Source organism: Paenibacillus sp. J22R3 (assembly GCF_056269305.1).
In genome coordinates, this window is record NZ_JBWDNS010000003.1 from 758,854 (window position 1) to 773,108 (window position 14,255).

The following is a 14,255-nucleotide window of genomic DNA, read 5'->3' on the forward strand; positions in this document are numbered from 1 at the left end:
GCTCGTCACTCCTTACACGCGATTGAACGAAGCTTTACGCGAAGCTCCTCGATTCCTTGAAGCTGCAGCGATGAAGTGAAGAAGATTTCACTTCCTAGCGAGAGAGATTGCCGCAGCAGCTTGGCCGCCCTGTCGCCATCCGCACCTTCAGCGTCCATCTTCGTGATGACGCCGATAGCTGGGATAGGGAATCCGCTTGAGAATCCGGGAGGAAAATAGTTCCTCACCCGCGTCGCATCTTGAACCAGCACGAGCGCGCACGCCTCAAATGATGTAGCCATTAAAGCGCGATAGTAGAGCGGGTTCTCGCTGTACTCGCCGGGCGTATCGATCAGCCAATCTCGATAGACGAGTGACTGCGTCTTCAGTGCGGGTTCCTGCTCGCCGAACAGCCTTTTAATCAACGTGGATTTGCCCGAGCCGATCGCGCCGATCATCATAATCTTCCTCGCGGCTGCCAGCATCATGATCGCGTCAAAGGCGCAATGGTAAATTGAAGCTTCTCAGCCAGAAAAATGTTCACCGCTTCGATCGCCATACTGACAGCCGATACTTCGCCAACGATTACTAGCGAACCGGTAAATCGGTCCAAGTAGCCGATGCTTACATGGGCTGCCTTCGTTGCGATATCTGCGGCGATGATGGCTGTTTCCGTTGGCGTCAGCGTCAGGATGCCGATGGCGCTCGCTTCTTCAATGCCAAGCTTCGTGTACAGCATCGGATCGGGATTGGCAATGACATGCGCGAGCGTCAACTGCTTGCCCGGCACATATTCTTGGATGACGCGCTGCTTCTGTGGCTCCATCATTCATCCTCCGCTCCATCTTCCGGCGCCACTACGTCGAAGCTGTCGACAATGCCGACAACCATAGCGTCAATCGGAACGTTCCTGCCGCCGAACAGCGCTCTTGCCGGGCTCCCGCGAGAAATAATCACATGCTCGCCTACGCCTGCCCCAATACGATCAACGGCGATAACCGCCATTCCTTGCGACTTGCCGGCAAAATCTACGGGCTGAACAACCAGCAGCTTCAGATTGTCCATCCCTTCCTCCTTCTGGGTCGCCCAGACGCTTCCGATCACCTTCCCGTAGAACATTGGCTGCTCACCCTTCATCCCGGATTTGGACAGCGATGCCTTTCTCTCTGAGCACATCTCTTGCAAGCGGCGATAGAATTGTCCCTCTCTTCACGAGAATGACCGTGGTGCGCTTGTTGCCGGCCATCCGATTCACCCAGTCAGCGGAAAGGAATTTCCCGTCGAAACGCGCTTGATGCTCCGATGAATCAGCGGTGGACTCGACGTGCTCATGCCTCTCATTAACAACTTCATCAGCAGTAGGATTTTCGTCGTTCCCAACCTTCTCGGCAGCAGCTCCACCTACCCGCTTTACAACCCATTCCGCCAATTCTTGTGCCGGAGCAAAGTCTACGCCGTACATGTGCATTTCGCTCTTGTAGTAGCTGAACAGCTTCTGATACGGCATGGGCAATGCCAGCTCCTTGAGCGTGCGCCGATCGGAGCGCGAAAGTCCGGAACCGTCGTCACCCACGACCACAAACTTCCCCATGACGAGCGCCGCGAAAATAATTTCCGACCTCACCGTCCCCTTCATGCCAAGCGCAACTCGTCCGGCATCCCCTACGTCAATCTCCGGAATGACGATGCCATCATAGCCCATCGGAATTTCAATCGGAGCCGGTGCGGATTCGTCTATAGCGATCGTACTGCCAAGCCCGCTTGACTCTACTTTATGCATGCCAAGCCATCCCGATGTTACGCCATCGAGAAACAGCCGATCATATTGAATCCCGTTCTTCTGCAGCAGGATAAAATGATCCCGATACGCTTCGTGAGCCATACTATCGCAGAATATGTACAACACCTTAGGAGGCGGCTCGGCTGCTTGCGCCTGCATCGTGCCGACAAGCTCACGGATGATCGATTCCACCAGCTGTTTCATCTCCACCTGACTCACCTCCTCGTACCGAAGCCTGCGTTTAAGATGCCGTTCTTCCCGATAACTCTTACCCGATCTCCCGTTTCCAACCCGGCAGCATTCGCTTCATCCCGGTCGATGTGCAGCTCAAGCGCGAATCGTTCATCCACTCGCACCACGACATCCGGAAAAATAACCGGTCGTTCCGAGTCCGTCTGCAGCATTAACTGATTTCCTTGGACAACCTGATAATCCGCCGCTTCCGCTTTTGACATATGCACATGCCTCTTCGCTATGATTAGGCCTTCCTGAAGGACGACTACACCGGATGGCCCGATAATCGTTACACCGGATGTGCCGGCGATGTCCCCGGACAGTCGGACTGCGGGCTGAAGTCCAAGCTGGTGGCCATCCGTTCGGGAAATCTCCACCTGCGTAGCAGCGCGAAGCGGACCTAGTATACGAACATTCGTGATGGCACCTTTAGGACCGGCGATAGTGACTGTTTCCTTGGCTGCGAACTGCTTGGGCTGGGACAGCTCTCTGAGCACTTGCAGCATATATCCCGTGCCAAAGAGGGCTTCGAGATGCTGCTGGGAGAGGTGCAAATGGCGGCCAGATACACCAACAGGGATCACTCGATCTGCCGTTGTCCCTTCGGGCAAATTAGCTGCCGCTTTCACGGCGTCCGACAGTTTAAGCAGCGGAATTCCCCGTGCTTTCAAGAAATCAGCAGCGGCCGGCGTCACTTTGTCTCCCGGTTCAACCGGATAGGGGTTCGGGAGTCCCCTAGCCAGTGCCGCGCGCAGCGATGCTTCGGTAATGAGTCTCATAGAAGGCGAGGTCAGCCTTCAAGCTTCGGCAGAATAAACTCGATGTCGGAATGCGGGCGCGGAATAACGTGAACCGATACGAGCTCTCCGACTTTCTCGGCGGCGGCTGCACCTGCGTCCGTTGCCGCTTTTACAGCACCGACATCGCCTCTGACCAGAACCGTAACCAGTCCGCCTCCGACATGGACTTTCCCCACAAGTCTCACGTTTGCCGCCTTCACCATCGCATCTGCTGCTTCTATGGAGCCAATCAGTCCTTTCGTCTCGATCATACCCAGTGCCGTGAGTTCTCCTGCCATTGTTTATTCCTCCTTATTAATTGAACTTCATTAGAGCTTTAGCTCGGAAAGCACGCTCTTCACGATCGCTAATACTTCCTCTCTGGAAATCCCGACGGGTAGGCTGCCCGCAACCTGTTCGGCGAGCTGTGATCGATCAGTCGGTTCAGAGGATGGCATCTCGCGAATGCCGAAGGCGACCCGTTTCACATTCATCAAATGCTGCGGACCGATATTATCCGAGGTTATGTTATGCCCGAGCGATCCACAGCCCAGCGTCATCGATGGCTGAATGCCTGTCGTCGCACCAATGCCGCCGAAGGTCGTCCCCGCGTTTACGATGATACGCGAGGCGGGAAGTTCAAGTCCGAAGGCTTCAATAATGCGCTCATCCTCGCAGTGGATGCCCAGCGTATGTCCGAGTCCTCCCAGCTTAAGAAGCTGCGAGCATCGGCGGCTGCCTTCCTGCCAATCGTCTACGGTGTACAGCGCCAGGATCGGCGTCAGCTTCTCCACGGATAACGGGTACTGCAGACCGACGTTGGATTCTTCCGCAATCAGCAAGGTTGATTGCTGCGGAACTGAAATACCGGCCAGCTCTGCCAGTACTTGCGGCGATTTGCCGACGATCTTCGGATTCAAGCTTTTACCGCCGTTAGTTGTCATTATGATACTTGCTACTTTCTGCTTCTCTTGCTCGCTTAGCATGAACGCACCTTGTCGTTTCAGCTCATCGGCTAGCTGAGACTTCACCTGCCGCTCGACCACAATCGCTTGCTCGGAGGCGCAGATGGTGCCGTAATCGAACGTCTTGCTTTGCACAATCTGACTGGCTGCACGTTCGATGTTCGCGCTGTGGTGTACATAGACAGGAACATTGCCCGGACCAACACCATACGCAGGCTTGCCTGAACTATAAGCAGCTTTCACCATCGCCGATCCGCCTGTTGCGAGAATAAGGTCCGTCAGCTTATGCCTCATCAGCTCCATGCTCGCTTCGACCGACGGGTACGATAAGCAATGAATCAATCCGGGCGGAGCGCCTGCCTGCTCCGCCGCTTGCCGCATGAGCTTCGAGGCCTCTTGCGAGCATTCAAGCGCAGCTGGGTGTGGGGAAATGACGACGGCATTCCTTGCTTTGAGTGCGATGATGCTTTTGAAAATGACCGTTGAAGTCGGGTTGGTCGAGGGGACGATGGCAGCGACGACGCCGACAGGCTGCGCCACTTCCCATACTTTGCGCTCCTCATCCTTGCGGATGATGCCGACTGTCTTCATATCTCGGATGGCCTCGTAAACATTGCGCGCCACAAACAGGTTCTTCGCCTTCTTATCGGTGACATTCCCGAAGCCGGTTTCCTCTACGGCCAGCCTGCCAAGGTGCTCCGCATGCTCCTCGGCTGCGGCGGCCATCGCCTGCACGATACGATCTACTTGAAGCTGCGTCATAGACTCGTACTGTTTCTGCGCAGCCTTCGCTTCATGCAGACAATCGCGAACCTCCTGGACCGCTTGCAAATCCACGTCCAGCTTCATGCCGTAGGGTCACCTCCTCCCGCCATATCCGGTGGCATTAGCGATTCTATAAAATGGGCGATCGCAGCATCCGGCCTCGCGATTACATGAACGCCAAGCAGCTTGCCCACTGCCCGCGCTGCCTGTCCGCCTGCATCCACAGCTGCTTTCACCGCCGCGACATCGCCGAGAATGTAGAGCGTCACGATGCCGGCATCGACTTTCTCGTACGCCGTAACCCGCACATCTGCCGTCTTAGCCGCTGCATCCGCTGCTGCAATAAGTGCGAGCAGCCCATACGTCTCAATCATCCCAAGCGATTGCAATGACTGCTTCTTGTCCATGTTGGCTCACCCACGCTTTCTCACAGCTTAATCGGTTTCCCGGCAATCCCCGTTACCACCTCGGCGAAAGCTTCGGCTGCAGCCATACAGGCGGATTGACTGCCTGTCAATAAACCACCGGCGAAGTTTGTTTCTGTAGGGGGTCCATAAAAGGTGCACAGCCTCACTTCCGCGGCCTTCAATGCGGCATCCAAGCCGACGACCGCTTCAAGCGGCGGTGCAATTAAGTAAGCTAACGGCTCCCCCTCCGCTATATGGGCAATGCCGGATAGATAAGAACCTGTTCGCGAGATCACATGCGCATAATAAGCATGCGTTCCTTCCTCATTCAAGCCATAGAAGCAAGCTCCGCTTCGCATCAGCTCTACGGCTGCTTCCAATCCGCTCGTCACTTCGGCAGGCGAGGCGCCGCCAATCATGCCGATAAATTCCCCCGACAATGGGCCTGAGGCGTGTGAGGAACCGGCATAGAAGGACTTGGCATACACCACTTCAACTGCCGCTTTCTTCGTTGCTTCGTCCATCGCGGTATAACCCACATCATCGATGGTCGATGTAAGGAGCCCGATGCTCCGTATGCCGGGTCTGAGGCCGAGTTGAACAGCCAGTCCGGCATCCACATTCGGAATGACCCTGACAGACAGCGGAATGGCACGGATAGGTTGCGGTTGCAATTGCGATTGTCGGATCACCTCATTCACCTCCTTGCTTGCCGAGAAGTCGCCGGCAGACAGAAAGAGCCTAGGATGAAAGTGTGCTCCGCGCACGCTTCCTGCCTAGGCTCCATTGCCTAACTGACTATGCTTTTGATATCAAGATATGCCTCTGGCTGCAGCGCTATTCCTTAACCGAGCCCATGACCAGTCCTTTTACGAAGAATCGTTGCAAGAACGGATATACAATGAGAATCGGCAGGGCACCGATGAAGATCTGTGCCGCATTAATCGTCTTCTGAGACAACAAGTCCATCTCCTGCTTGGAGAAATTCATGGAGCTCATGTCCCGTGACACGATAACTGTCTGCAGGTAAGAAGCAAGAGGATATTCCCCTTTGTCGCTAATATACAGAATGCCGTCAAACCAAGAATTCCAATGCCACACCATAGCAAACAGTCCGAGCGTCGCCAAGGCCGGCAGCGAGACAGGCAGATAGATGCGAAACAGGATGCCAAAATGCCCCGAACCATCGATCAGCGCCGCTTCCTCCAGCTCCTTCGGCACACCGCGGAAGAAGTTCATCAGCAAGATAATAAGCCACACGTTGACGATTCCCGGCAGCACGAGCACCCAGAAATTGTCCATGAGGTGAAGCTTCTGAATAACGATGTAGAAGGGCACAAGCCCACCGTTGAAAATCATCGTGAACACGAACAGCCATGCATAAACCGAGCGTCCTTTAAACTGCAAGGTTTCCTTCGATAGCGGGTATGCCGCCAGACAAGCGACAGCGAGAATGCCGATCGTGCCGATGACTGTACGCTTAATCGAGACCATCAGCGAGTGAAGGAATACCGGGTTATCGATGGTTTTGGTATACGCGACCGTCGAGAAGTCGACCGGCCATAAGCCGACCAAGTTGCCGTCAGCCGCCGACTTCGCGCTGAACGAAATCGCGAACACATGAATGAGCGGGATAATGCAGGCGAGCGACAATAGAACCAGGAGACAGATATTGATGATGTTGAATACGCGATAAGGCACCGTTTTGTGATACATCTCTCTGCCCCCTCCCTAGAACACCCGGTAATTGGCCCATTTGAAGGCTAACCGGTACGAAATAATAATCAGGATCATACTGATGACGGATTTGAACAGCCCCACTGCCGTTGCAAAACCGAACTGTCCATCGAGAATCGCGGTACGGAAAACGAAGGTATCGATAATATCGCCTTTATCCAGCACCAGCGGATTGTAGAGGTTGAAAATCTGATCGAAGCCCGCATTGAGTATATTGCCGAGCGACAACGTGCCCACCACAATCGCAATTGGAATCAGCGATGGAATCGTAATATGCAGCGTCTGCTTCCAGCGGCTCGCACCGTCCATCTCGGCAGCTTCATAGAGCGACGGATTAATGCCGGCAAGTGCGGCTAGGAACACAATCGTGCCATAGCCGAATTCTTTCCACACCTCGGATACGATGACGGTGAAACGGAACCAATTGCCATCCCCGAGGAAGAAGATCGGCTTGATCCCGAACAGCTGTCCCAACACGCGATTGACGAACCCTCCGTCGGAGGAGAGGAATTCCACGAGGATGCCCCCGAGAATAACCCATGAGAGGAAATGCGGTAAATAGACCAACGTTTGCACCGAGCGGTTCAAGTGCCGATGGCGGATTTCGTTGAGCAGAATCGCAAACGTAAACGGCGTGATCAAGTTGAAAATGATTTTGAGCAAGGCGATAAAAAAGGTATTCCAGATGACCTGCAAGCTATCCTCGCGCTCAAACAGCGATCGGAAATTATCAAGCCCGATCCAATCGGATCCGCTGATGTGCAGCCATGGCTTGTAATCCTGGAATGCCATCACAATGCCGCCCATCGGCAAGTAGTTGAACACAAGGAGAAACACAAGGGCCGGCAGAAGCATCACATGAAAGTACCATGTTCTCTTGAGATAACTAGTCATCATGTACCTCCTAATGCGTTTGTTAAGTTATTCGGACTGCAACCTAGCCACTGCGAGCTGTGAATTTCGGCGGCATTCACCAACAACTTTTAAAAAAAGAGCAGCCGGTTGCCCAGCTGCCCCGGTGTCGGGTTATTTGGTGCTCTTGTACCAGTCATTGACTTCTTGCGTCATTTTGTCGCCGCCAGAGGATTTCCAGTCTGCGACGAATTGGTCGAAGCTGTCCAAGCCCTTCTTGCCATAGATGATTTCGTTGAACGTTTGCAGCTCGATTTTCTTCAAGTAGTCCAGCTTGGATTGCATCGTTTGCGTTGCTGGTCCTGTGAACAAGTCTTTGAACGAGATATCAGGCTGCGACAACAGCACTTTCGCTGCAGCAGGCGTTTCCGGCCCGTAGTTGTTCTTCACTTCTTTCTCCAGCTTCGTCGATGCTTCGCTTCCGTCAGCCAGCTTCAAGAGTGCTTTCATCTGAGCATCCGGAATACGTGCGCCGTCCTTCACGAGCCAGTAGCGGTTGATGTTTACTTCGCCGCCGGGGATTTTGTCCAGGTAGAGCGGGTTGTTGTTAGCGTCTAGATCGTAGTCATAACCCTTGAATACGCCAAGATCCCAATCGCTGCCCGTTTGCGGATCGGCCAGGTGATCGAACAGGTAATTCTGATACGTGAAAATCGCTTCCGGATGCTCCATGTCCTTATTGATCAGCGTTACGCCGCTCGTAAAGTTAGTGCCATGACGCCCAGCTTTGCCGTCAGGTCCTGTAGGAAGTGCATACGGTTTCCAAACTGCGGAAGGTACGTTCTTCGCTGTATCCAGCAGCGGCCAGCCGCTCATCCAGTAAGGTCCCGGAATGATGCCCGCTGTTCCTGCAACCGCAGGCTCCGCGGTCTTATTCTCATCCCAGATTGCTGCCTCACTAGGAATATAGCCTTTATCGCGCCATTGCTTCAGCTTCTCCAGCGCTTGCTTGGAAGCCGGATTAACAGAACCCCACTCCAGACTGCCGTCAGCCGCTTGATTCCATTGTGCCGGGATCGTGCCGTAAGCGCCGAAGATCCAAGATGGATCCCCCATCCACGTGTTCATGGTCGACTTGAAGCCGATGGACAAAGGTACCACTTTATCCGGCTTCAGACCGTCCGGATTCTGATTCTTGAACGCATCCATGATTTTCTCCAAATCATCGAGCGTCTTCGGTGCTTGCAAATTCAGCTTATCCAGCCAGTCTTGGCGGATCCACAGCAGGTAATCGTGGTTGTATGCGTAATCAAGAACCGGAATACCCATCTTCTTGCCATCGCGGATATAAGGATTCCAGACGTTTGAGTCGAGGCTCATCGCGGTTTTCCACTTCTCATTCGCATACTGGTCGAACAGCTCGCCCACATCGCGGAACGCGCCGGTTTCGATCAGATCTTGCGCCAGCTGAGAGTCGCCGACCGTCACCACATCCGGCAGATCCTGACCGGAAGACATCGAAAGCCTAAGCTTCGTTGCAAAAGCATTATTCGTATCGGTTACGGACCAGAGCGAATCGATTTTGATGCCTAGCGTATCTAGCGCCCATTTGGTAGAAACGTTATTCTCGATGGATTCACCGTTCTTGAATTTCAGTGCAGGGTCAACGCCCCATACGGTAGAGATGGTAACGGCCGGGTCGTATTTGTCTTTATAAGCGCTCTCCGGTTTCGCTTCTTCCGTCGTGTTCGCTGCTGTGTTGTTCTTCGCATTGCTCTGCTCCGTGGAAGCCGCGTTCTTGTTCTCGTTAGCGCTGCCGCCATTCTCGTTATTGCCGGAGCATGCTGCCAGACCGGAAGCAATCAGCATAAGCGCGGATGCTGCGAAAATCCCCTTTTTCCATGTGGTTGTCATGTTCTTCCCCCTACGCGTTTATGTCTTACAAGATTAATTATAGGGAAGTATAGGTGCTGAACCTATGATACTTAGCGAAGATTTCTGCACCTTTGCCAACCTTTCTGCACGCTTAGTCCCGGTACTCATTCGGTGTCATGCCATAATGCTTCTTGAACATTTTGCTAAAATATTGCGGATTCTGGTAGCCCAGCTCCGAGGTAATCTCGTAGATTTTCTTATTGGAATGCTTAAGCAGGTAGAGTGCCTTCTCCATCCGGATACGAATGATGAAATCGCCAAGACTCTCTCCTGTCTCGCTCTTGTAAATCTTCGAGAGATAGACCGGATGCAGATACACTTTATCGGCAATTGTTTTGACCGAAATATCAAGTCCAATGTCCTGCGTGACGAGCTCCTGTACCTGTTTAATCATATGGCTCTTCGTATAGCGATCCGATTCGGACATCTCTTGCTTCAGCTTCTCCAGCGAGAGCAGTGCCCATTTGCGCAACCGCTCCGGTGACTGCAGCACGCTCTGGTTCAGCATGAGATCGAACTCCAAGCCTTCAATCTGGTGGCTCAACAGCCCTTGCTTATGAACGAGGTAGAGATAAGCATTCGTGATGCATAGATACACTTCGTACAGATGCTCCATCGTAATGAATGTTTTCTCCGCTTCCAAATAGCCGAACACTTCGCCAATCTTCTCTTCAGCCGCCTTCCACTGCTTCGACTCTAGCAAATGAATGAGCGTTGGCGGCTTATACAGTGCCTCAATCGATTTCACCGAATACCGATTCTCGGGGTAATCCTCCTGAAACAGAATCGACGCTTCGTTCGTTCTTCCATGCTGGAGCAAGGCACCAAGCGCACTGCGATAAGCGGCTGAGAGCTTGCTCGGAAATTCGAACCACGGGCTGACGACAATGGAGATGTCGCCTTTGAGATGGGTGCGCACCTGCATGCCGACTTCACCTGCGAGCTTCTCCATTTCTGCCCGCAGCGGCCTGATTTCACCGGAGATCAGGAGAACGAGACAATCATGCGGCGCTTTGCTGTGCCATACGTTGAACGATGAGCCCAGCACTTCTTCGGCGATATTACCGACCGCGAACTCAATGAGCCGCACCGACTGCGGGTCATAATCGGCAAAATGGCTCCCCAGCTGAATCAGCATCAGGAAAGAAGGAGCATCCAAACTTATCGGAAGTGCATACTGACGCAGCTTATCTCCAATGGTCTGGCTCGATAACTGCCTGCCAAGCAGCAGATCATTCATGAGATTTTCTTTGAGCACGGAATGGTCCGACTTCATATCGTAGAGCAGCCGGTGGTAGCGGTCCGCTTCCTCCCACTCATCCTTGAGGGATTCAATCGCACCTAGTATGCTCCGCATAAACTCATCATCATCGACAGGCTTCAGAATATAATCGGACACCTGCAGCTGAATCGCCTTCTTGGCATATTCAAAATCGGAGTAGCCTGTGAGTAGAATTCTCCTCATATCAGGCCACCGCTCGCTTACCAAGCGAACAAGCGCAAGACCGTCCATCTCCGGCATCCGAATATCCGTCACGAGGATATCGATCGACTGACTCTCCATGATCGTAATGGCTTCCATGGCAGAAGCAGCCGTATAGACAGTACGGACGTTCAGCGCTTCCCAAGGAATGGTCTTCATCAAGCTTTCCGTCACATAGGACTCATCGTCCACGAGCAAAATTTCAATCATGCTCTCCAATCTCCTTTCCGTCACTGTGCTGTTTGGGCCAATGCAGCGTTACGATGAGGCCGCCTTGCTCTCCGCCCGCAATGGTCATCCCCGCTCCTTCTCCGTACCGCAGCAGCAGTCGCTGGTTGACGTTCCATAATCCGCAGCCTGTCTCTTCTCCCATTGGCTCTGCAAGCTTATTCATAAGCGATCGGATTCCCGCTTCATCAAGCCCTTTGCCGTTGTCCTCTACGCGGATTTGGATTTCTCCGTCCTCCTCCTTCGCGGTGAGCCGGATAATGCCTTCACCTGCTCGACCTTCGATGCCGTGCAGGACAGCATTCTCCACAAGCGGCTGAATGAGCAGCGGCGGAATGTCCAGATGTCGCAGCCAGGAGGGGAGCTCCACCTCAAAATGCAGCCGGTTCATGCGAAGCCGCTGGATTTCCAGATAGCTCGTTACAAAATCCAGCTCCTCCGCCAGCTTCACCACACCTCGCTCCTGTCTCGTCGTATAGCGGTAGTAGGCAGATAGATTTTGAGACATGGCCACGATTGCTTTGTAGTTCTCTAACTTAGCCATGCTCGATATAAACGAGAAGCAGTTATAGAAGAAATGGGGATTAATTTGCGATTGCAGCTGCTTGAGCCGCGCTTCCCGCACATGGATTTTCTCTAAATAAACGGTGCCGAACAGCTCCTGAATTTGCGCTACCATGGAATTGAATCGCATGAACACGTAGCTGAATTCGCCGTTTCCTTTGGGCACGAGTCGAACGGAATAGTCCTCTTGCTTGAGCCGTTGGAAGCTCTGAATGAGCCGCTTCATCGGTACTTGAACCTGCGCGTACAAGAGATAAGCCATCACGCAGCCCATAATGAGCAATGAAACCAGCGTGGCATAGAACAGATTGTTCGTCTTCTGAATCGGGCCTATGACGTCGCTATAAGGGATATAGTCGACCAGGTACCACTGCGTCACCGGCGACTGCTTCGTATTGACCAAATACTTGATGCCTTTCAGCTCAATCGTCTGATTGCTGATATCCATCAGATGCTGCTGCTCCAGCTTGCCTACCAGCTCCTGCGCGACGCTCCGGTCAGCCGTGTTGTTAAAAATCGTCCCTACGTCCTGCTTGTAGAAGAACGGATTGCGCCTGCCGTCGCTGTTGAATTCATCCAGCATGCCGACGATATTGCTGCTGTTGAAGCGTACCTCGATAATGAGATCGGCATCCTCAGCTCGATTCATCGCATAATACGGCGTGACGGTTAGCAGCGAGAATTCATAGCTATTCGTGGCATCCGGCGAATCCTTCCTCACATGCCAGCCTTGCCGCAGCCGCTGTTTGAGTGCCACATCGTCATAGCTGCGAACATCATTAACGGTGATGACGCGGCCAAGTCGAGGCGAGTATATGTAAAGCGAGCATTTCCAGTTAATAGAGCTCTCCTGCGTGCTTATCTTCTGTTGAATTCGTTTCACTAAATTAATCATATCGAGGTCAAGAGAACCTTCCCCGATCGGAGCCATGTCCCTCAGCTCAGAAATATCAGGATCGCGCACGAGCAAATTCGGCCATAACGTGACAGAGTCCATATTCGCGTCCACCTGCGATTGGAAGAAGTCGAGCTTGCTCGTATTCGACTTATTAAGCTCATTTCGCAGCACATCCGTGCTTGTCTGATTGGAGAGGAAATAAAGTCCCCCAATCAACACGATTAGAACTGCCAGTGTGATGACGATTTTGCTGAATAAATTCATTCTTGGCATCGCGCGTCCCATCCTTGCCTTAGGTGTAATGACATGCTTCAACATTATAATGGAGCCGCGGCGTGGTTGTCTCCAAGCTTGCGAATAAACGGGGAAGAGGATTCCCCTTCAGACCCGTTGCCGGCCTGAGGGAATCCTCTTGTTGGGCTAAGTTACCTCGCCTAGCGTAGCGTTGCCTAGCTTAGTTCAGCAGCCTAGTAACCTAGTTCAAGAAACCTTCCAATGCAATTGTCGGCTTCATATCCGCCTGCCAAGCACCAAGATTATAGCCTCCGTTGTAACCGGGGGTCGCCTCAGGCTCCCAGTAGAAGACACCTAAGCCTTTGCCGCCCGAGATGCCGCGAATCTTGGTTTTGATATCTGTAATGAAGCTCTTCGCTATTGAAGGCGAGCTGTATGCCATGCCGATTTCACAAATCATGACCGACTTGCCGTACCGGGAAATCATATTGTTCGCGTTACTCAGCGTTTGTGTATTCTTGGTGCTCCAGTCCGAGGTGGACGGATACAGCGACATCCCGATAATATCGAAGGTCGCGCCTTTACCGATCAAACCTCCGATGTTCCATACGAAGAGCGAATTGTCGTATCCGTTAGACACATGTACGATCGTCTTCGTGGTGCTGCTCACCGATTTGACGGCATTGTTCCCCGTCGTAATCAGCGTTGCGTAATTCTGCATATTCGTGGATGCTTTGCCATCGTTCCAGAGCATGCCGTCATTGGTTTCATTTCCGATCTGTACCCAGTCCGGCGTGACGCCTTTATTCTTCATCGTGTTCATCACATCTACGGTGTACGAGTACAAGGTGCTGGTCAGCTGCGAGAAGCTTAAGCTGCTCCATGCGGCCGGCTTCGTTTGCTTGCTGGGGTCGGCCCATGAATCGCTGTAGTGAAGCGTAAGCATGATGCTCATGCCGGCATTCTTGGCCCGCAGCGCCAAATCAGCTGCACGGTCCTTGTTCATGTATCCGTTGCCGTAATCGCTGGATGGATTGACGAATACGCGGATTCGGACGGAATTAATCTGATAATCGGTTTTGAGTATATCAATGATATCCCGCTGCACCCCATTCTTGTCCTTCCACTTCTTCCCTTGCGCCTCCATACCCGGCACCCAGCTGATATCAGCTCCTTTGGCAAATGCCGGAGCGGCGGCTTCGGCCACCTGCGGTTTCACCGCCGCTTGCAGCGATACCAGCGACAAACAAAGTGCCAAGACAAGCAGTATACCAATGCCTTTCTTCAACATCCCATATCCCCCTTAAGCGATGCGTGTAGAGCATTGCTGCTCCCACATTTATTGTAAGCGCTTAATCATCATGGCTTATAGGATGTTATTTAAAGATTACCAATGTTTTCATAAACAGCTGCGT

At 52.8% G+C, this 14,255-nt stretch carries 15 protein-coding genes; all 15 read right to left on the reverse strand.

Annotation, left to right across the window (positions count from 1 at the left end; translation table 11 throughout):
- Positions 1–5: 5 nt before the first annotated feature.
- Positions 6–467: a EutP/PduV family microcompartment system protein gene (locus AC0YN4_RS18090; RefSeq protein ID WP_475836374.1), complete on the reverse strand. Its 462-nt coding sequence runs from the start codon at positions 465–467 to the stop codon at positions 6–8.
- A complete protein-coding gene (locus AC0YN4_RS18095; RefSeq protein WP_090981129.1) occupies positions 464–805 on the reverse strand; it encodes a BMC domain-containing protein in 342 nt (113 codons plus the stop codon). Before AC0YN4_RS18095 ends, AC0YN4_RS18090 begins: the two co-directional genes overlap by 4 nt.
- Entirely contained in the window at positions 805–1,098 is a 294-nt protein-coding gene (locus tag AC0YN4_RS18100) for a EutN/CcmL family microcompartment protein (RefSeq protein ID WP_475784372.1), read from the reverse strand. The genes AC0YN4_RS18095 and AC0YN4_RS18100 overlap by 1 nt, the downstream gene beginning before the upstream one ends.
- Before the next feature lie 7 nt (positions 1,099–1,105).
- Positions 1,106–1,963, reverse strand: a complete 858-nt coding sequence (locus AC0YN4_RS18105; protein WP_475784494.1) for a hypothetical protein — start codon at positions 1,961–1,963, stop codon at positions 1,106–1,108.
- Between the two features lie 11 nt (positions 1,964–1,974).
- A complete protein-coding gene (locus AC0YN4_RS18110; RefSeq protein ID WP_475836375.1) occupies positions 1,975–2,772 on the reverse strand; it encodes a phosphate propanoyltransferase in 798 nt (265 codons plus the stop codon).
- Positions 2,773–2,783: 11 nt separating this feature from the next.
- The gene (locus tag AC0YN4_RS18115) at positions 2,784–3,071 is read right to left on the reverse strand and encodes a BMC domain-containing protein (RefSeq protein WP_090981122.1); all 288 of its coding nucleotides are present in this window, start codon (positions 3,069–3,071) and stop codon (positions 2,784–2,786) included.
- A gap of 30 nt (positions 3,072–3,101) precedes the next feature.
- Positions 3,102–4,586, reverse strand: a complete 1,485-nt coding sequence (locus tag AC0YN4_RS18120) for an acetaldehyde dehydrogenase (acetylating) (RefSeq protein ID WP_475836376.1) — start codon at positions 4,584–4,586, stop codon at positions 3,102–3,104.
- Positions 4,583–4,909, reverse strand: coding sequence for a BMC domain-containing protein (locus AC0YN4_RS18125; protein ID WP_475836377.1), 327 nt, complete (start codon positions 4,907–4,909; stop codon positions 4,583–4,585). Before AC0YN4_RS18125 ends, AC0YN4_RS18120 begins: the two co-directional genes overlap by 4 nt.
- A 20-nt stretch (positions 4,910–4,929) precedes the next feature.
- Complete coding sequence (gene eutL / locus AC0YN4_RS18130) at positions 4,930–5,601, reverse strand: ethanolamine utilization microcompartment protein EutL (protein ID WP_475836378.1); 672 nt, start codon at positions 5,599–5,601, stop codon at positions 4,930–4,932.
- A 145-nt stretch (positions 5,602–5,746) separates the two neighbouring features.
- Positions 5,747–6,625 carry a carbohydrate ABC transporter permease gene (locus AC0YN4_RS18135; RefSeq protein WP_475836379.1) on the reverse strand — a complete coding sequence of 293 codons (879 nt, stop codon included), beginning with the start codon at positions 6,623–6,625 and terminating at the stop codon, positions 5,747–5,749.
- A 15-nt stretch (positions 6,626–6,640) separates the two neighbouring features.
- On the reverse strand, positions 6,641–7,540 hold the full coding sequence (locus AC0YN4_RS18140; RefSeq protein WP_475836481.1) for an ABC transporter permease: 900 nt from the start codon (positions 7,538–7,540) through the stop codon (positions 6,641–6,643).
- 132 nt (positions 7,541–7,672) lie between these two features.
- Positions 7,673–9,412 carry a type 2 periplasmic-binding domain-containing protein gene (locus AC0YN4_RS18145; protein WP_475784378.1) on the reverse strand — a complete coding sequence of 580 codons (1,740 nt, stop codon included), beginning with the start codon at positions 9,410–9,412 and terminating at the stop codon, positions 7,673–7,675.
- 112 nt (positions 9,413–9,524) lie between these two features.
- Positions 9,525–11,126 (reverse strand): response regulator, encoded by a 1,602-nt coding sequence (locus AC0YN4_RS18150; RefSeq protein WP_475836380.1) that lies wholly within the window; start codon positions 11,124–11,126, stop codon positions 9,525–9,527.
- Positions 11,119–12,879: a sensor histidine kinase gene (locus tag AC0YN4_RS18155; RefSeq protein ID WP_475784380.1), complete on the reverse strand. Its 1,761-nt coding sequence runs from the start codon at positions 12,877–12,879 to the stop codon at positions 11,119–11,121. The genes AC0YN4_RS18150 and AC0YN4_RS18155 overlap by 8 nt, the downstream gene beginning before the upstream one ends.
- 202 nt (positions 12,880–13,081) lie before the next feature.
- Positions 13,082–14,131, reverse strand: coding sequence for a glycoside hydrolase family 53 protein (locus tag AC0YN4_RS18160; RefSeq protein WP_475836381.1), 1,050 nt, complete (start codon positions 14,129–14,131; stop codon positions 13,082–13,084).
- Positions 14,132–14,255 lie beyond the last annotated feature (124 nt).